This is a genomic window from Marivita sp., assembly GCF_051859345.1.
Taxonomy (GTDB): domain Bacteria; phylum Pseudomonadota; class Alphaproteobacteria; order Rhodobacterales; family Rhodobacteraceae; genus Marivita.
In genome coordinates, this window is record NZ_JBHYFV010000045.1 from 1 (window position 1) to 15,885 (window position 15,885).

At 61.3% G+C, this 15,885-nt stretch carries 20 protein-coding genes and 2 tRNA genes; 16 read left to right on the plus strand and 6 right to left on the minus strand.

The features are described from left to right. The 5 genes from ACTIEN_RS19335 to ACTIEN_RS19355 all read left to right on the plus strand — a co-directional run. Positions 1–946 (plus strand): ribonuclease E/G (locus ACTIEN_RS19335; RefSeq protein WP_439524789.1); only part of this gene is annotated, 946 nt, incomplete at its 5' end. Next, positions 943–1,134, plus strand: a complete 192-nt coding sequence (locus tag ACTIEN_RS19340; protein WP_439524790.1) for a DNA gyrase inhibitor YacG — start codon at positions 943–945, stop codon at positions 1,132–1,134. The genes ACTIEN_RS19335 and ACTIEN_RS19340, both read left to right, overlap by 4 nt. Before the next feature lie 47 nt (positions 1,135–1,181). Continuing rightward, a complete protein-coding gene (locus ACTIEN_RS19345; RefSeq protein ID WP_439524791.1) occupies positions 1,182–1,919 on the plus strand; it encodes a 5-oxoprolinase subunit B family protein in 738 nt (245 codons plus the stop codon). Continuing rightward, positions 1,916–2,938 carry a biotin-dependent carboxyltransferase family protein gene (locus ACTIEN_RS19350; RefSeq protein ID WP_439524792.1) on the plus strand — a complete coding sequence of 341 codons (1,023 nt, stop codon included), beginning with the start codon at positions 1,916–1,918 and terminating at the stop codon, positions 2,936–2,938. The genes ACTIEN_RS19345 and ACTIEN_RS19350 overlap by 4 nt, the downstream gene beginning before the upstream one ends. A 3-nt stretch (positions 2,939–2,941) precedes the next feature. Then, entirely contained in the window at positions 2,942–3,724 is a 783-nt protein-coding gene (locus ACTIEN_RS19355) for a LamB/YcsF family protein (RefSeq protein WP_439524793.1), read from the plus strand. On the opposite strand, the gene ACTIEN_RS19360 is transcribed toward ACTIEN_RS19355, so the two are convergent. Both ACTIEN_RS19360 and ACTIEN_RS19365 read right to left on the minus strand, forming a co-directional pair. After that, positions 3,700–4,965, minus strand: a complete 1,266-nt coding sequence (locus tag ACTIEN_RS19360) for a glycerate kinase type-2 family protein (protein WP_439524794.1) — start codon at positions 4,963–4,965, stop codon at positions 3,700–3,702. The two genes, ACTIEN_RS19355 and ACTIEN_RS19360, sit on opposite strands and share 25 nt — an antisense overlap. Before the next feature lie 89 nt (positions 4,966–5,054). Then, positions 5,055–5,138, minus strand: a tRNA-Tyr gene (locus tag ACTIEN_RS19365). 122 nt (positions 5,139–5,260) lie between these two features. On the opposite strand from ACTIEN_RS19365, the gene rlmB reads away from it, so the two are divergent. From rlmB to ACTIEN_RS19395, 6 genes are all read left to right on the plus strand, one after another. After that, positions 5,261–6,040 carry a 23S rRNA (guanosine(2251)-2'-O)-methyltransferase RlmB gene (gene rlmB, locus ACTIEN_RS19370; protein ID WP_439524795.1) on the plus strand — a complete coding sequence of 260 codons (780 nt, stop codon included), beginning with the start codon at positions 5,261–5,263 and terminating at the stop codon, positions 6,038–6,040. A gap of 49 nt (positions 6,041–6,089) precedes the next feature. After that, on the plus strand, positions 6,090–6,431 hold the full coding sequence (locus ACTIEN_RS19375; protein ID WP_439524817.1) for a hypothetical protein: 342 nt from the start codon (positions 6,090–6,092) through the stop codon (positions 6,429–6,431). Between the two features lie 88 nt (positions 6,432–6,519). Continuing rightward, positions 6,520–7,647, plus strand: coding sequence for a 3,4-dihydroxy-2-butanone-4-phosphate synthase (gene ribB, locus ACTIEN_RS19380; RefSeq protein WP_439524796.1), 1,128 nt, complete (start codon positions 6,520–6,522; stop codon positions 7,645–7,647). After that, positions 7,647–8,198, plus strand: a complete 552-nt coding sequence (locus ACTIEN_RS19385; protein WP_439524797.1) for a 6,7-dimethyl-8-ribityllumazine synthase — start codon at positions 7,647–7,649, stop codon at positions 8,196–8,198. The genes ribB and ACTIEN_RS19385 overlap by 1 nt, the downstream gene beginning before the upstream one ends. Next, on the plus strand, positions 8,195–8,683 hold the full coding sequence (gene nusB, locus ACTIEN_RS19390; protein ID WP_439524798.1) for a transcription antitermination factor NusB: 489 nt from the start codon (positions 8,195–8,197) through the stop codon (positions 8,681–8,683). The genes ACTIEN_RS19385 and nusB overlap by 4 nt, the downstream gene beginning before the upstream one ends. A gap of 77 nt (positions 8,684–8,760) precedes the next feature. Further along, the gene (locus ACTIEN_RS19395) at positions 8,761–9,090 is read left to right on the plus strand and encodes a hypothetical protein (protein WP_439524799.1); all 330 of its coding nucleotides are present in this window, start codon (positions 8,761–8,763) and stop codon (positions 9,088–9,090) included. Positions 9,091–9,290: 200 nt separating this feature from the next. Here the strand turns inward: ACTIEN_RS19395 and ACTIEN_RS19400 are convergent, their stop codons facing one another. Then, positions 9,291–10,034: a hypothetical protein gene (locus ACTIEN_RS19400; protein WP_439524800.1), complete on the minus strand. Its 744-nt coding sequence runs from the start codon at positions 10,032–10,034 to the stop codon at positions 9,291–9,293. Then, complete coding sequence (locus ACTIEN_RS19405; RefSeq protein ID WP_439524801.1) at positions 10,031–11,326, minus strand: hypothetical protein; 1,296 nt, start codon at positions 11,324–11,326, stop codon at positions 10,031–10,033. Before ACTIEN_RS19405 ends, ACTIEN_RS19400 begins: the two co-directional genes overlap by 4 nt. Positions 11,327–11,432: 106 nt before the next feature. On the opposite strand from ACTIEN_RS19405, the gene ACTIEN_RS19410 reads away from it, so the two are divergent. Then, positions 11,433–11,912 (plus strand): MmcB family DNA repair protein, encoded by a 480-nt coding sequence (locus ACTIEN_RS19410; RefSeq protein WP_439524818.1) that lies wholly within the window; start codon positions 11,433–11,435, stop codon positions 11,910–11,912. On the opposite strand, the gene ACTIEN_RS19415 is transcribed toward ACTIEN_RS19410, so the two are convergent. Beyond that, positions 11,896–12,090 (minus strand): DUF6324 family protein, encoded by a 195-nt coding sequence (locus ACTIEN_RS19415; RefSeq protein ID WP_439524802.1) that lies wholly within the window; start codon positions 12,088–12,090, stop codon positions 11,896–11,898. The genes ACTIEN_RS19410 and ACTIEN_RS19415 overlap by 17 nt on opposite strands. Before the next feature lie 89 nt (positions 12,091–12,179). Between ACTIEN_RS19415 and ACTIEN_RS19420 the strand changes: the two genes are divergently transcribed. Beyond that, positions 12,180–12,665, plus strand: a complete 486-nt coding sequence (locus ACTIEN_RS19420; RefSeq protein WP_439524803.1) for a GNAT family N-acetyltransferase — start codon at positions 12,180–12,182, stop codon at positions 12,663–12,665. Between the two features lie 52 nt (positions 12,666–12,717). After that, positions 12,718–12,794 (plus strand) — tRNA-His (locus tag ACTIEN_RS19425). Positions 12,795–13,465: 671 nt separating this feature from the next. On the opposite strand, the gene ACTIEN_RS19430 is transcribed toward ACTIEN_RS19425, so the two are convergent. Further along, the gene (locus ACTIEN_RS19430) at positions 13,466–13,771 is read right to left on the minus strand and encodes a DUF6476 family protein (RefSeq protein WP_439524804.1); all 306 of its coding nucleotides are present in this window, start codon (positions 13,769–13,771) and stop codon (positions 13,466–13,468) included. On the opposite strand from ACTIEN_RS19430, the gene ACTIEN_RS19435 reads away from it, so the two are divergent. Beyond that, a complete protein-coding gene (locus tag ACTIEN_RS19435) occupies positions 13,770–14,795 on the plus strand; it encodes an RluA family pseudouridine synthase (protein ID WP_439524805.1) in 1,026 nt (341 codons plus the stop codon). The two genes, ACTIEN_RS19430 and ACTIEN_RS19435, sit on opposite strands and share 2 nt — an antisense overlap. 155 nt (positions 14,796–14,950) lie before the next feature. Beyond that, positions 14,951–15,847: an RNA polymerase sigma factor RpoH gene (gene rpoH / locus ACTIEN_RS19440; protein ID WP_439524806.1), complete on the plus strand. Its 897-nt coding sequence runs from the start codon at positions 14,951–14,953 to the stop codon at positions 15,845–15,847. Positions 15,848–15,885: the final 38 nt, after the last annotated feature.

Sequence of the window (15,885 nt, forward strand, 5' to 3'; positions counted from 1 at the left end):
AGACCTGTTCTTCGACACCGACCAGCCTGCGCCGGGGACGATCTATCGCGCGATTGTTGAACGTCCGATGAAGGGGCAAGGTGGGATGTTCCTGCGCACGCCCGACGGGTCTGCCTTTGTGCGGCAGGTCAAGGGTTTGGCCCCCGGACAGACGCTTTTGGTGCAGGTCACGGGCTATGGAGAACCCGGAAAGGCGATTCCCGTCACACACAAGGTGCTGTTCAAGAGCCGCTATGCCATCGTCACACCGGATGCGCCGGGGATCAACGTGTCGCGCCGGATCAAGGATGACGATGCGCGCGAAAGCCTTTTGGAAATTGCGCACGAGATCATGGAAGGCGGCGGTTTTGGTCTGATCCTGCGGTCTTCGTGCGAAGGCGCCGATCCGGGCGAGATTGCCGATGACATCGCGGCGATGGCCGATCTGGCCGCGAAGGTGATGGCGGATGCCACGGGCGATGCTGAAACGCTCGTCGAAGGGGACGGGCCGCATCTGCTGGCATGGCGCGAATGGACCGACAATGCCGAGATCGACAGTGCCGATGGCAGCTTTGAATTGCATGGCATTCTGGATGTGCTTGACGGGTTGAAAGCCCGTGATGTGCCGCTGGGTGGCTCTGCGTCGATGGCGATTGAGCCGACCCGCGCTTTGGTGGCGGTCGATGTGAACACCGGCGGCGACACCAGCCCCGCTGCTGGTCTGAAAGCCAATCTGGCGGCTGTGAAAGACCTGCCGCGCCAATTGCGGCTGCGTGGCCTTGGTGGACAGATTGTGATTGATCCGGCCCCGACAGCCAAGAAGGACCGTCGCCTGATCGAAAGCGCCCTGCGCGCGTCGCTGAAACGCGACAGCGTGGAAACCGTGTTTGTGGGGTGGACTCCGCTGGGGCATATCGAGTTACAACGCAAACGTGACCGACTGTCCCTGAGCGAGGTGCTGACATGAGCTGTCCCATCTGCGGCAAGGATACCAACCCGGACACACGTCCGTTCTGTTCGAAACGTTGCGCGGACGTCGATCTGGCGCGCTGGTTGAATGGGCAATATGCCGTGCCGTCCGACGACCCCGAAGACATCGAAGCGGCCATCGAGGCGGTTGAGCAGGCAGCGCCCAACCCGGATAAAATCCACTAGCCGCTTGCCTCGTCCCGCCGCCATGTTAGGGCTTTGATATGGATGGCATGAATTCCAACCCCCTTGAGCCAGTGATCCGCGCAGCGGGTCTTGACGGCGTTCTGGTCAGTTTCGCAACCGAGCTGAGCGAACCTGCAAACAGGGCCGCGCTGGCGTTTGCGTCGGCTGTCGGCCGCGCGGGCATCGACGGTGTCGAGGAATGCGCCCCGTCGCTTGTGTCGGTTTTCGTGCGGTTCGACCCGTTGCACCTGCGTCTTGAAACGCTGACAAGGCGGCTGACGTCGCTGTTGTCCGGGCAGGATTGGTATGATGCGCCGTTGCCGGATGGGCGGCGTTTTGTTCAGGTTCCCACGGTTTACGGAACCGACCTTGCTCCCCAATTGGAGGAGGCGGCGCAGGCCGCCGGACTGTCGCCCGAGGCTGCGCAACAGACCCTGTCGGACGCGCGTGTGCGGGTGCAGACCATCGGATTCGCGCCGGGCCAGCCCTATCTGGGCCTGTTGCCACAGGAATGGGACATTCCCCGTCAGACAGCCCTGACCAAAGCTGTGCCGGAAGGCGCGCTGGTGGTGGCGATCCGCCAATTGGTGCTGTTTTCCGTCTCAAGCCCGACAGGGTGGCGGCATGTCGGGCAAACCGCGCTGAAGCTGTTCCGACCCGACAGCGACACGCCGTTTTTCCTGCGGCCGGGGGACGAGGTGCAATTTGTTCCGGTGTCCCGCGATGTGCTGGAGCAGTTGCGCGATGATCCGGATGGCGGTGCCAGGATCGAGGCGATCCGATGAGCGGCGCGCTGCATGTCCATCGCATCGCGCCCGGTGCAACGGTTCAGGACAGGGGCCGCACAGGGTACCTGGCCTATGGCCTTTCCAGAGGCGGTGCGGCGGATCGGCTGGCGCTTGCGGAAGGCGCGGCATTGCTGCGCCAATCTCCAGAGCTTGCCACGCTCGAGCTTCCCGGATCAGGTGGTGTGTTCGAGGCCACCACCCCATTGCGCATCGCGTTGACCGGTGCGCCGATGCGCGCGCAACTGGATGGCGCGCCGTTGGTCTGGAACGCGTCGCATGCTCTGCCTGCCGGTGCCCGGCTTGAGATTGGGGGCGCAACTGCGGGAAGTTACGGCTATCTGCATGTGGGCGGCGGGTTTGACACGCCAACACATCTTGGCGCGCGCTCTGCGCATCTGGCGGCGGGTGTCGGAGGCATGGTGCAGGCTGGGGACAGGTTGCCTGTGGGGCCAGACAAAGGCACCGATGTCGGGCTTGTCCTGCCGCAGGATGCGCGTTTTGACGGCGGGACGCTGCGGTTGATCGACAGTTTTCAGACACCCCTGTTCGACAACGCCACGCAGCAGCGCTTTGCCGAGACGGTTTTTCACCGCGACGCACGGGCCAATCGGATGGGGATTCGCCTGACATCGGAAGGCGAGGGCTTCTCGACCTCCGAGGCGTTGAACATCCTGTCCGAAACCATCCTGACCGGCGACATTCAGGTCACCGGCGATGGCACGCCCTTTCTGCTGCTGGGGGAAAGCCAGACCACGGGCGGGTATCCGCGCATCGGTACAGTGATTCCCGCCGATCTGCCCCGCGCGGTGCAAGCCCCGGCAGGCGGCGTGCTGCGATTCAGTTTCGTGTCGCGCGACGAGGCGCTGCGTGCGCAAGAGCGGATGCAGAGCCATCTGGCGCAATTACCCGAATCATGCACCCCCTTGGTGCGCGACCCGGCACAGATCCGCGATTTGCTAAGCTATCAGCTGATCAGTGGTGCAACGGCGGGCGACGGGCCTGACAGAGAGGACTAGACCATGCATGTCGATCTGAACGCCGATATGGGCGAAAGCTTTGGTCCCTGGCCGATGGGGTCGGATGCGGACCTGTTGCAGGTGATCACCTCGGCCAACGTGGCGTGTGGCTTTCACGCGGGCGACTGGGATGTGATGGAACAGACGATGGCGCTGGCGGTGGCAAACGACGTTGGAATCGGCGCGCATCCGGGGTTTCCGGACTTGCAGGGTTTTGGCCGCCGACGCATGCAGCTTGGTCCCGACAGTCTGCGAAATCTCGTGCGATATCAATTGGGCGCGGCGCAGGCGATGGCGCGGTCTGTTGGGGGGCAGGTGCGCCATCTCAAGCTGCATGGTGCGTTGTCGAACATGAGTTCCGAAGACGCGGACATGGCACGCGCCTGTTATGAAGGCGCGCTTTCGGTCGATCCGGACATCATCATCATGGTGCTGACCGCCACGCAGCAGCAGACGGCGGTCGAAGCCCTGGGCTGTCGCTGGGCGGGCGAGATTTTTGCCGATCGGGCCTACAATGATGATGCGACGCTGGTGGACCGAAGCCTGCCCGGCGCGGTGATCCATGATGCGGATGTGGCGGGTCAGCGCATGGTCGACATGGTCAAGGCGGGGGCGATCATCACCGAAAGCGGCACGCACATTCCGGCGGCTGTGGACACGATCTGTCTGCATGGGGACGGGGCAACAGCCGTACAGATCGCACGGACGGTTCGTACGGCGCTGGCCGAAGCAGGTGTGTCCCTGCAACGGTTTGAAGGCCGTCAGGGCGCGATCAGCAAAACCTGAACATCCGCGACATTTGTGCCGGTGGCCCGCGTCATGAGAAGATCCCCTCCGGCTGCGAGGGCTGCGTGGCTGTCATTGTTGGCCAGCAGAGCCTCTGCATCGGCACCTGCGGCCTTGATCCGTGGCAGGGTGCCCCTGTCGACCAGTCCTCCGGCCGCGTCGGTTGGACCATCGCGCCCGTCCGTGCCGCCGGACAGAAAAACCCATTGGTCCGCAAGTGCCGGGGCTGCCATGGCGATGCGCAGGGCCAGTTCCTGATTGCGGCCACCGCGCCCGGTTCCGGTCAGTTTGACCGTGGTTTCGCCACCGAACAACAGGGCTGTCGGTTCGCCCTTGGCCGTCATTTCAGTAAGCACATGTCGGGCCGCGTCGCTGACATCTCCGGTCAGCGAGTCATTGACGATCCGGGGGGTGAGTCCGTTCTGGTGCGCCTCTTTTGCCATCGCTTCAAGCGACAGTCTGTTCGAGCCGACAAGCGTGTTCTGCGTCGGCGGAAGACGATCAGGCACCGCATGTCGCGCCTGTTCAAGATGCGACCTGATAGATGCAGGGGTCGCGTCCCATATGTCACTTGATTTCAATAGCTTGACAGCATCTTCAGCGGTCCCGATCGGGCTGACCGTGGGCCCGGAGGCGATGGCGCGCAGGTCGTCCCCGATCACGTCGGACAAAAGGTAGGCATAGACCGGAGCGGGAGCGGCCAATCGGGCAAGACCTCCACCTTTGAGCAGGCTGACCTGTTGGCGCACAAGGTTCATCTGCACGATGTCGAGACCGGCCGACAGCAGTAGATCGTTCAGCCGCGCCTTGTCGGTCAGGCTGACTCCGGGAGGCGGTGCGGGCAGCAGGGCGGACCCTCCGCCCGAGATCAGCGCGACAATGCGATCCTTTTCCGTGGCCTTCGACACCACGTCTATCACACGCTGCGCGGCCCGTGCGCCGGCTTCGTCGGGAACAGGGTGGCCTGCGCGCAAGAGTTCCGCGCCTTGCAGTGTGGCGTCATTTTCATGGTGGGTCACGGCAAGCGCGACATCGGCGTCGGGAATGGCTTTCAACGCTTCACCCAGCATGGCGGGGGCGGCTTTGCCCACGGCAATCAGGATGGTCCGGCCACCGGGTTGTTGCGGTGGGAGGGGAGATTGGGCAAATCCGCGTTGCACAGCGCGTGCGGGGTCCGCTGCGGCGACAGCTGCGTCGAATAGAAACCGGGCTTTGGTGCGTAAGTCTTCAACTTGGGTCATGCTGCAACTAGGACAGCCACAATCCATAAAAGTCAAACAAATGCATGGTTTAGCGCGCAGTATTCGGGACGTCATGTCGCCAGGGAAAATGGTGGGCGACCCAGGAATCGAACCTGGCGTGCGTCTCCGCGAGGGAGTTACAGTCCCCTGCCACACCTTGCGGCCTGTCGCCCACTTACGTCTCAAGGGCTGGCCCTTGGCGTGAGCGGGTGATTACAATTGCCCCCTTGCGGCGTCAACAGGAAAATCCCATCAAGCGGCAGGTGCGAAATTCGAGGCAAAGAAGGGGGCTGTGATGGTCAAGAAACCGAAATGGGTGGTGGCCAAAGAGCAGTCCAAGAAGGCCGCTGCGGCAGAGACAGTGTGGCTGTTCGGGTTGCATGCGGTGCGCGATGCGCTGGTCAATCCTAACCGCGAACGGTTGCGGTTGGTGGTGACGCGCAATGCGATGGACAAACTGGCGGATGCCATTGAAGTGGCTGGAATCGAACCAGAAATGAGCGATCCGCGTCGGTTCGATGCGCCGATTGATCCACAATCCGTGCACCAGGGTGCGGCGCTCGAGGTGAAGCCGCTCAACTGGGGACGGCTGGAGGACGTGGCCCTTGGCGGGCCTGACGGGCCTCCGCGTGTGGTGATGCTTGACCGGGTGACCGATCCGCACAATGTCGGGGCGATTCTGCGGTCGGCCGAAGTGTTCGGCGCATCGGCTGTGGTTGGCACGTTGCACCATTCGGCACCGGAAACAGGGGCCTTGGCAAAAACCGCATCGGGTGCGTTGGAGCGGCAGCCCTATCTGCGCGAGCGCAACCTTTCTGATGCTATGGAGCGTTTGAAATCAATGGGTTACGTTGTCTTCGGGCTGGATGGTGAGGCGGAACAGACCATCGACGAGGCCATCGCGCCGGTGCGAGACAGGCCAATTGCGCTGGTGCTGGGGGCCGAGGGGCCGGGGTTGCGGCCCAAGACCAAGGACACCTGCGACGCGCTGGTGAAAATTCCGTTTGCGCAGGCGTTCGGATCGCTCAACGTGTCGAACGCGGCGGCTGTGGCGCTTTACGCCGCACGGCCCTGAACTTGCGGAATTGGGTGCGCGTGCCAATATCCTTGCCAAAGGAGAAGCCATGCCCGCTGGAACCAAAATCGCCACCTGCTGTTATTGTGGAACGCGCGCGGCCCTTGTTTTAAAAGGGGAAACGCGCCACGAGCTCAGCTGTGCGGCCTGTGGTGCGCCGCTGCATGATATGAAGATGCTGCGGGCCGATGTGGTGGAGACCCCTGTTTCGAGCACACGGGTCAACACGCACCGCCCCAGGCCGAAACAGAAAAAAGGCGCGGTGACGCCGCTGCCGGTCTGGGAGCGGGAAGCCGGGTTCTCGAGGCAGAAGAAAAAGAAGAAGCGCAAGACGCTGGCGAAACGGTTTTTCGAGGAAGCGTTCGACGTGCTGGAAGACATTTTCGACTGAATTGTATGGTCCATCGGTACGGGACGTTTCACTGGTCAATTCCGGCGCCGTGTTTTAAGTGCGCAAGGGCAATGACGGAGGCCCCCGCGTGACGACATATGAAAACCCCGGTCCGGTCGAGGAAGACTGGAAAGACGCCATTTCCTCGGTGGAGGAAATCATCGAGGATGCGCGCAACGGCAAGATGTTCATTCTTGTCGATCACGAGGATCGTGAGAACGAGGGCGACCTGGTGATTCCCGCGCAATGGGCAACGCCGGATGTCATCAATTTCATGGCGATGCACGGGCGCGGCCTGATCTGCCTTGCGATGACATCCAAGCGGATCGAGGAGTTGGGGCTTCAACTGATGTCCACCAACAACTCGTCGCGCCACGAAACCGCGTTCACCGTGTCGATCGAGGCGCGCGAAGGGGTGACGACTGGGATTTCAGCAGCGGACCGGGCGCGGACCGTGTCGGTGGCCATCGACGGGACCAAAGGCGCGCAGGACATCGCGACGCCGGGGCATGTGTTCCCGCTGCGCGCCAAGGACGGTGGCGTTCTGGTGCGGGCCGGTCATACCGAGGCGGCAGTGGATGTGAGTCGTCTGGCCGGGCTGAACGCGGCGGGTGTGATCTGCGAGATCATGAACGAAGACGGGTCGATGTCGCGCTTGCCCGAACTTGTGGCCTTTGCACAGCGGCACGGGTTGAAGATCGGCACGATCAGCGACCTGATCGCCTATCGCCGTCGCAATGACAATCTGGTGCGGGTGCGCAAACACGAGACCATCCAGTCGGAATTCGGCGGTGACTGGGACATGCGCATCTATACTGACGAAACCCATGGCGACGAGCATATCGTGCTGACCAAGGGGGATCTGTCGGGGGACGATCCGGTTCTGGTGCGGATGCATGCGATGGACCCGATGCTGGACGTGGTGGGGACGGGGCCGAAGGGTCGGGCAAATGAGTTTCACAATGCCATGGAAGCGGTGGCCGCAGAAGGCCGCGGTGTCGTTGTGCTGTTGCGTGATACGTCGATGAAGCTAGACGTGGGGGACGAGGTGTCGCCCAAGACGCTGCGCCAGTACGGTCTGGGGGCGCAGATCCTGTCGTCGCTAGGATTGTCGAAACTGACGCTGCTGACGAATTCCCCGACCCCCAAGGTTGTCGGGCTCGAAGCCTACGGGCTCGAGATTGTCGGAACGCGCACAATCTCGGAGTTGGGATAATGGCGGCATCTGTTGAACATTACACGCTGGCGCGGCCCGATTTTGACCGGCCGGTCAAGATTTTGATCGTGGTTGCGCCCTATTACAAGGATATCGCGGACCAGTTGATCGCCGGTGCGCGGGCAGAAATCGAAGCCTGTGGCGGAACACATGACCTGGTCGAAGTCCCGGGCGCGTTGGAGGTTCCGACGGCCATCGGCATTGCAGAGCGGATGTCGAATTTCGACGGCTACGTTGCGTTGGGCTGCATCATTCGTGGAGAGACCACGCATTATGATACGGTGTGCAATGACAGCTCTCGGGCGCTGTCGTTGCTGGGGCTTCAGGGGCTGTGCATCGGCAATGGCATCCTGACGGTCGAAAACATGGCGCAGGCCGATGTGCGGGCTCAGACGGATGGGCAGAACAAAGGCGGCGGGGCTGCTGCTGCTGCCTTGCACCTGATCGCGCTCAGCCGTAAGTGGGGGTCTGCCCGCAAGGGTGTCGGGTTTGTCCCGGCAAAAGACGAATACCAGATCGCTGGTGACACCAAGGACCCGAACATCGCATGAGCCACGCTGCCAAGCCGCCCAAAAAGGTGGATGAAAAACGCCAGAAGCGGTCCGCGTCGCGGCTTTATGCCGTGCAGGCGCTGTTCCAGATGGAACATTCCGGTCAGTCGGCGGATCGGGTGGCGGTCGAGTTTCTGGATCACCGCTTCGGTCTGGCGCAGATCGACGGAGAGGCGCTGGTCGAGGGGGATGTCGACCTGTTTCGCCGGATTTGCGACGAGGCGGTGAACTGGCAGGCCAAGATCGACCAGATGACGGATCGCGGGCTGGTGGCCAAATGGCCCATCGCGCGCATCGACCCGACCTTGCGGGCGCTGTTCCGGGCGGGGGGGGCCGAGTTGGTGGCGACGGAAACGCCGCCCAAGGTGATCATCAATGAATATGTCGACATCGCGCGGGCGTTTTTCCCCGAAAGCAAAGAGCCGCAATTCGTGAACGCGGTTCTGGATCACATGGCGCGCGAGGCGCGGCCAGAGGCCTTCTGAGGCAGGCTGCGCGGATTGGGCGCTTTGAATATGCGGTCGAAGCGGCTTACCTTCGTATCAGGAAAGCGAGGTGGCTCATGCCCGACCTGATCAAGATGTATATTCGCCAGACAGCGATTGGATTCGCTTTGTCCGCCGTGTTTGTCACGCTTCTGCTATATTTCAATGTTGTGAACCTGTGGCATCTGGTGACGCATACGGATGTCGGGTTTCTGGCCGTGTTCCTGCTTTGGCTGTTCAATGGAATCGTGTTCGCGGGTGTGCAGTTCGGCATTTCGATCATGCTGATGAAATATGACGATGACGATGAGGATGACGACCATCGCGGTCGGCCCATCACGTTGACGCCGATCCGGGTGGAAGCCACTGCGCCACGCGGTAAGGCGCGAAATTTTCAGAGAAAATAAGCGGCGGGAACCACGCCAACCGTGTGGTTCTCTCATTCCCGAGGACCTGTATGTACAGGTGGGCGTCGGGTAACCGGACCAGGGCCCGGACAGAGCCAACTCCCTCGGAATTGCTTAAGGCCACCGGAATGCAACCTAGCACGAGAAGGGCAGAACCCGCCTGCATCACAGGTAAGCCCGGCATCGGTCCGAGACAAGGGTCAGTTTGTGTCTGTCACCATTCTGTACGTCGTTAATTCTTCGGGCAGAAGGACGTAAATTTCATCGGCTGGTGTGGTCAGCGCATGTTGCATCACCAGCGGGTTGATTCCCATCTCGTCGAGATAGACCATCACTTCGCCCTGGCCTCGCTGGATGTCCTCAACGGCGATGAAGGCCGGCAAGATCGTGCTTTTGCCAAAATAGTGTTGATGCAGACCGATTGCGGCCCCGTCTTCGGCGCTGCGGTCCGTACCTCCGGCGAACAGGTAAGGGCAGGCGGAGAAACAGTATTCCCCTTGCAGGACGCGAGTTGCGATGTCTGCCCGGCGCAGGATGCGGCCAAGGGTGAGCGCGTCGCGGACTGATCCTCCGGGGCTTTGCAGGATCAGGGTTTCGAGCGGGGATTCGGCCTTGGCGATCTGGTCTGCAATGCGATCGGCGTCGCCGTATTCGATTGCTCCCTCCAGACGCCAGAGACCGGGGGTGTCTGTTGTCGTCAGTGTCAGCCGTGTGGGCAGATCGCCCGCGTCGCGGTCCGGGTCAAGGCGGGGCATGTCGCGCCCGGGAGAGAACTGGCGACGCTGGTCGCCGGGCCGGACCGGTTCGGTCAGTTGCGGTGCGTCAGGGCCAAAGCTGGGCAAGCGGAAATTGCCCTGCATGTCGCCGACGATCAGCAACACACCGATGCCCAGCTGGAAGATGAGCACCCCCATCAGGACGCGAGAGACCGAGGAGCGGTTCATTTCTTTGACCCTGCGAGAGACGTGACCTGCGCATCGGGTTTTCTGTCATCTGGCGGTGTGACGACACCTTCGGCCACCTGTTCGACATCGCGCAGGGCGGTCACTGCGGCGCGCAGTTCGGCGAGGGTCAGCGTGTCTTCTATAGCGGCCCCTTCGCGCCCCTGACGGATGGCGGCGTGGGTGACGGCGAGGATCAGGACGAGAACGGCGGGCAAGAGGTCAATCGCGATGGCCCCGGCCCAGGAAGGCAGGAAGTTGCGGGCATAAAGGATCACCGCATCAGCAGAGGAAATGGGCGCGTAGGTCACGTCCGGGGGCGGCGTAAGCGCGAGCACGTCCTTGGCGGCGTTTTCGAGTGTCGCGGCGCGTTGGGCCAGCACATCAAGCACTGAGGTGATGGTGGCGGCCTGATCGCCACGGTTGGCTTCGGTACGGCCATCGAGTTCGGGCAGGACAACCGAGTCTCCAAGATCCTGGGCTGCCCGTTCGACGAGGGCAGCAACGGAGAGTTGGCGCATTTGCGAGATCAGGCCCTGCAGTTCGACGGCGGCAGTGGAAAATTCCACCGAACGTGCCTGTACCGGACCCTGTTCCACGGTAAGGGCGCGCATCCGCGACAGGATTGCGTTGCCACGCTCGAACGCAGTGTCGATTCGCGGGGTTTGCAGGGCGATCTGGTCTTCGAGGGCCGAGAGTTCGGCAGATTTCTGGCGCAGGACACGAAAGACGGCTCCACGCCCGGCGAGGCCCGACAGGGTTCCTTCGGCCTCTTGCTCCGACAGGTCTTCGAAGCTTTGACGGACGCGGGCGACGTCACGTTCCAGTGATTGGGCGGACAGGGCGATGTCGTGGGTGCGCTCAAGCGAAGATTGGTAATCCTGCACGGTCTTGGCAAGGTGCTGTTCCACTGCCGCCGATCCGGCGAGGGCTGCGGCGTTGAGCCAGGAGGACATCGCGATGATGGCCAATGATCCCAGACCCATCGCCACCAAGAGCCCGATGCGCGCCCCGGCACTGCGCACGGCGGGAAAAAGGCGCATCAGGTAGGACCAGAAAACAAAGATGCCAACCGATACGGCGACGGAATAGGCGATGGCGGCGAAGACCGACATTGCGCCGTTTTCATCCAGCAGCGAGGACACTCCGAGATAAGTGTAGATGCCCGAGGCCACGGCCAATACGCCAAGGGCGGTTCCGGAAAAGGTCTCGAGCCAGCTGAGATGGCCTTCGAGCTCGCGGGCGTAGCGCACGCCGCGCGCTTCGGATCGGGTCAGGCGGTGCTCGTCTGGCATGGAATGTCCTTTGCGTGATTCCTTCCAAGGTAAGTTTTTTGGCGTGGGAAAGAAGGGTCTGGAGCGAGGACTTGATTTTGTTCACGAAATGTTCATATTTTTCGGCATGGCGATTTTGACCGACCTTCAACCCGGTGAGGCCCCCGTTTACCAGCCCGGACAGCTTTTGGCCCGCGGGGTGTGCCGTCACCTTGCCAGCCATGGATTTTCGGTGATCGAGGAATTCGTGCCGGATCGCGGCCTGCGGGTTGACGTGATGGCGTTGGGGCCGAAGGGCGAGATCTGGATAGTCGAATGCAAATCCTCGCGGGCGGATTTTCAGTCGGACCAGAAATGGGAGGGATATCTTGACTGGTGTGACCGGTATTTCTGGGCGGTCGACCTGGACTTTCCGTCAGAGCTTTTGCCGGTGGAAACAGGGCTGATCATTGCTGATGGCTATGACGCGGAAATCGTGCGGATGGCCTCGGAAGACAAGCTGGCAGCGGCGCGGCGCACCAAGCTGATCCGCAAATTCGCGGTCCACGCGGCGCGGCGGTTGCACGCGCTGCGCGATCCGGAGGCGATGCTCAGCGCTTGGGCTTGACCTTGCGGGCGGCGGTGGCGGCGAGCTTGATTTCTTCGGCGATTTCGTCGGCCTCCTCGGGCGAAAAATCCATCGGGATCTCGATTCCGTCGGCCAGAACGAACAGGCGCACCATGGCCGCATCGGTGGGGCCGATCTGCAGGTTGGCTTCGATATCGCGTTCGGTGTTGATGCCCATGATCGTGCTCCGGCGGGTTGCGCTTCAAGACAGTGGCCTTACCGCCGGGGGGCTTGTTTTGCAAGGCTCTGGCGGGGCAGAGTTTGCGCATGACCAAGACCACGACATTGCGGCGCTACGCACCCGGCGATTTCGACTGGCTGGTGGATCTGCATGGTCGTCACTACTCTGAGGTCGAGGGGTTTGACGGGACGTTTGCGCCGCTGGTCGCGTCGATCCTGACGGAATTCGAGGCGCAGAACGATCCGGACTGCGAACGCGGCTGGGTTGCGGAACGGGATGGTATGCGGTTGGGCAGCATCTTTTGCGTGCGCCTCGATGATCGGACGGCGAAGTTGCGCCTGTTCGTTCTTGCCCCCGAGGCGCGGGGGCTTGGGATTGGCAAACGCATGCTTGCGACCTGTATGGGGTTTGCGCGGGATGCAGGCTATCTCCGGATGCAGCTTTGGACCCATGAAAGCCATGTCGCGGCCTGCGCGCTTTACCGCAGTTCTGGCTGGACCTGCACATCGTCCAAGCCGGTACACAGCTTTGGTGTCGATCTGGTGGAACAGGCATGGGAAGTGGCGTTGTAGGAACAGATGGGTCTTGCAATGGCTGGGACGTCCCGTTATTTCGCCCCTCAGTGCCGACATAGCTCAGTAGGTTAGAGCGCTTGATTGTGGATCAAGAGGTCCCCCGTTCGAGCCGGGGTGTCGGTACCATCTCACTTTGAACATCAGATAGCTACGTTTTCTGGCTAACCCCTGAAAGCAATGGAAAGCTATTTGCATGCTGACGCGAAGCCTTTGGGCTATAAGAAAGCATGCCTAATACCAATTATATCATCGTATACGGCTTAGAAGGGACGGCAAGACGCTCTTGGTAGTGCGCTGGCTTAAGGTTTCCATCCAGCGGCCACGCATCCGCGGGCGGCCTTCAGTCCTCTTACACAACGCAAGGCTCTCAGCGCCTTGCCTTCGACCCTATCCGAACCGTTTGAGGGTCCAGACCACACTAGTGCCATCCAGTGCAGAGCATCTCCCGGCAAGCCGGGGTCGATGCTTCGGGTTTCATCCCAAATGTCCCCTTTTTGAGAGCCTCAGAAAGTATGGCACCTTACTGCTCCAAGGTTGGGGAGTTCAAAAACGCTTCCAAGAGGAGGCTCCGATCTCCCGCCACTTGTGGGGGTGGCGTAAAAATAGGTGGCCCTTGTGTACAGTACAAGCCCCAACCCCAACATTTAGTGTTGGGGTTTCTCATGCTGACCATCGCAACTCAAAAATCGGGGAGACAAAATAGAGAAAAACACCACTAACCAATTGAAATTAAAAGGCATAATTTCGATCTTGGTATCAAGAGGTCCCCCGTTCGAGCCGGGGTGTCGGTACCATCTTCATTCGGTTTCGATTTCGATTGTTTGCAGCAGGCGACCTGTGTCGCGGGCAAAGATCAGGATCTGGTCATCCTCGGTCACAACCGCGTACCAGTTGCGCGCCTGGGTGAAGGCGGTGGCTGTTGTGCCATCCGGCAGGGTGATCATGTCGGGCAAAGGTGTCGCTGATTGATTGTAGCGGATGACAATCAGCGCAGTGATGAGTATGACCCCGGCGATCATAGTCACGGTCAGGACCGTCACCAGCCGCCGCAGGAATCGCAGGTTGGCCGGTTCGGGGGTCTGATCTTCGGGGGCGTTGTCCATGTCTGAGTCCAGTTTGAGCGTCACAATCGGCGCATCACCGCCGTCGCGCCTTGATAAGGCGTTGGCGCGGGACGTGCCAGAGGCGGCGGCGCTGTCGCGCACGCGGTTGGCGCGGTTGATCGAAGCGGGGGCGGTGAGCCGGGGGGACGAGGTGTTGACCAATCCCAAGGCCAGCGTGGCTGAGGGTGACGTGATCGAGGTCGCGGTGCCCGAGGTGGCGGAAAGCCATATCGAGGCGGAAGATCTCCCGCTGGATGTGCGGTTCGAGGATGACGACCTGATCGTGGTGATGAAACCGGCAGGCATGGTGGTGCATCCGGCACCGGGCACGCCGTCGGGCACATTGGTCAACGCGCTGTTGCATCATTTCGGCGGGCGCTTGTCAGGGGTCGGCGGTGTGGGTCGTCCGGGAATCGTGCATCGGATCGACAAGGACACGAGCGGCTTGCTTGTGGTCGCCAAGTCCGACCGGGCGCATCACGGGCTTGCGGATCAGTTCGCGGCGCATAGTGTCGAACGGCTTTATCAGGCGGTGGTGCATGGGCATCCCGATCCGGGCGATCCGAGGCTGCGGGGTGTGCGGGGGGTGTCGATCGAACCCGGTGCGGTGATCAAGATCACCAGCGATCTGGCACGGCACAAGACCGACCGGCAGAAGCAGGCGGTGTTCTTCGGACATGGCAGACATGCGATCACACGCGCGCGGGTGCTCGAGGTGTACGGCACGCCGCCGCAACTGTCGCTGCTGGAATGCCGTCTGGAGACCGGGCGCACGCATCAGATCCGGGTGCATCTGGCGCATGCGGGGCATGGGTTGGTCGGAGACCCGGTCTATGGCGGGCGGCGCAAGGTGGCCAAGGGTGCGTTGTCCGATGCGGCGATGGACCTGCTATATGGGTTCGATCGGCAGGCGTTACATGCGGCGGTTCTTGGGTTTCAACATCCGGTGAGCGGCGAAACCATCCGCTTTGAGGCTGCGTTACCTGAAGACATGGCTGATCTGATCACGGTTTTGCGTGGCTGAAACAATGGTCCCATGTGCGTGAGTGCACCGACATTCAGGTTACATGCGGGCGCTTGTGCGTTAAATTGGGCCCAGCACAGCGAAGAAAACTTGAAATCGGCGGGCTGCTTTCCCAAATAGAATGTTAAGCCCGTATACATTGGAGGGACAAGGGTATGGCCAATTATGCAAATCTCCCGGCCCCATCGCCGGAAGCCGGCCTGAGCCGCTATTTGCAGGAGATTCGGAAGTTTCCGCTTCTGGAACCGGAAGAAGAATACATGCTCGCCAAGCGGTGGGTGGAGCAGGAAGATACCGAAGCGGCGCATCGGATGGTGACGAGCCACCTGCGTCTGGCGGCAAAGATCGCCATGGGTTATCGCGGCTATGGATTGCCGCAAGCCGAGGTGATTTCAGAGGCGAATGTCGGCCTGATGCAGGCGGTCAAGCGGTTTGATCCCGAAAAGGGGTTCCGGCTTGCGACCTATGCGATGTGGTGGATTCGCGCCTCGATTCAGGAATACATCCTGCGGTCCTGGTCGCTGGTGAAACTGGGTACGACAAGCGCCCAGAAGAAGCTGTTCTTCAACCTGCGCAAGGCGAAGTCGCGCATCGGCGCGCTCGAAGACGGCGATTTGCGCCCTGAGCATGTCGCCAAGATCGCGCATGATCTGGGTGTGAACGAAGACGAGGTCATTTCGATGAACCGACGTCTGTCGGGGGGCGATGCGTCGTTGAATGCAACGGTCGGGTCCGAAGGCGAAGGCACGATGCAGTGGCAGGACTGGCTTGAGGATGAAAGCGCAGATCAGGCCACGGATTACGAGGAAAAGGACGAGCTTGATGCCCGTCGCGCGATGCTGGTTCAGGCGATGGATGTGCTGAACGATCGTGAAAAAGACATCCTTACCCAGCGTCGTCTGGCCGAGAAAGCCGTGACGCTCGAGGAACTGTCGGGTCAATATGACGTGAGCCGCGAGCGGATTCGTCAGATCGAAGTGCGCGCATTCGAGAAGTTGCAGAAGCGGATGCGCGATCTTGCGAAAGAGCAGGGGCTGCTGACCGCCAGTTGATCGACGATTGATGTTTGAAATTGAAAACGCCGGGCCTG

What these genes read in the sequence shown, in the direction of transcription:
- ACTIEN_RS19340 (WP_439524790.1), top strand. Translation starts at nt 943, where the DNA reads ATGAGCTGTCCCATCTGCGGCAAGGATACCAACCCGGACACACGTCCG.
- ACTIEN_RS19345 (WP_439524791.1), top strand. Translation starts at nt 1,182, where the DNA reads ATGAATTCCAACCCCCTTGAGCCAGTGATCCGCGCAGCGGGTCTTGAC.
- ACTIEN_RS19350 (WP_439524792.1), top strand. Translation starts at nt 1,916, where the DNA reads ATGAGCGGCGCGCTGCATGTCCATCGCATCGCGCCCGGTGCAACGGTT.
- ACTIEN_RS19355 (WP_439524793.1), top strand. Translation starts at nt 2,942, where the DNA reads ATGCATGTCGATCTGAACGCCGATATGGGCGAAAGCTTTGGTCCCTGG.
- ACTIEN_RS19360 (WP_439524794.1), bottom strand. Translation starts at nt 4,965, where the DNA reads ATGACCCAAGTTGAAGACTTACGCACCAAAGCCCGGTTTCTATTCGAC.
- rlmB (WP_439524795.1), top strand. Translation starts at nt 5,261, where the DNA reads ATGGTCAAGAAACCGAAATGGGTGGTGGCCAAAGAGCAGTCCAAGAAG.
- ACTIEN_RS19375 (WP_439524817.1), top strand. Translation starts at nt 6,090, where the DNA reads ATGCCCGCTGGAACCAAAATCGCCACCTGCTGTTATTGTGGAACGCGC.
- ACTIEN_RS19385 (WP_439524797.1), top strand. Translation starts at nt 7,647, where the DNA reads ATGGCGGCATCTGTTGAACATTACACGCTGGCGCGGCCCGATTTTGAC.
- nusB (WP_439524798.1), top strand. Translation starts at nt 8,195, where the DNA reads ATGAGCCACGCTGCCAAGCCGCCCAAAAAGGTGGATGAAAAACGCCAG.
- ACTIEN_RS19395 (WP_439524799.1), top strand. Translation starts at nt 8,761, where the DNA reads ATGCCCGACCTGATCAAGATGTATATTCGCCAGACAGCGATTGGATTC.
- ACTIEN_RS19400 (WP_439524800.1), bottom strand. Translation starts at nt 10,034, where the DNA reads ATGAACCGCTCCTCGGTCTCTCGCGTCCTGATGGGGGTGCTCATCTTC.
- ACTIEN_RS19405 (WP_439524801.1), bottom strand. Translation starts at nt 11,326, where the DNA reads ATGCCAGACGAGCACCGCCTGACCCGATCCGAAGCGCGCGGCGTGCGC.
- ACTIEN_RS19410 (WP_439524818.1), top strand. Translation starts at nt 11,433, where the DNA reads ATGGCGATTTTGACCGACCTTCAACCCGGTGAGGCCCCCGTTTACCAG.
- ACTIEN_RS19415 (WP_439524802.1), bottom strand. Translation starts at nt 12,090, where the DNA reads ATGGGCATCAACACCGAACGCGATATCGAAGCCAACCTGCAGATCGGC.
- ACTIEN_RS19420 (WP_439524803.1), top strand. Translation starts at nt 12,180, where the DNA reads ATGACCAAGACCACGACATTGCGGCGCTACGCACCCGGCGATTTCGAC.
- ACTIEN_RS19435 (WP_439524805.1), top strand. Translation starts at nt 13,770, where the DNA reads ATGTCTGAGTCCAGTTTGAGCGTCACAATCGGCGCATCACCGCCGTCG.
- ACTIEN_RS19430 (WP_439524804.1), bottom strand. Translation starts at nt 13,771, where the DNA reads ATGGACAACGCCCCCGAAGATCAGACCCCCGAACCGGCCAACCTGCGA.
- rpoH (WP_439524806.1), top strand. Translation starts at nt 14,951, where the DNA reads ATGGCCAATTATGCAAATCTCCCGGCCCCATCGCCGGAAGCCGGCCTG.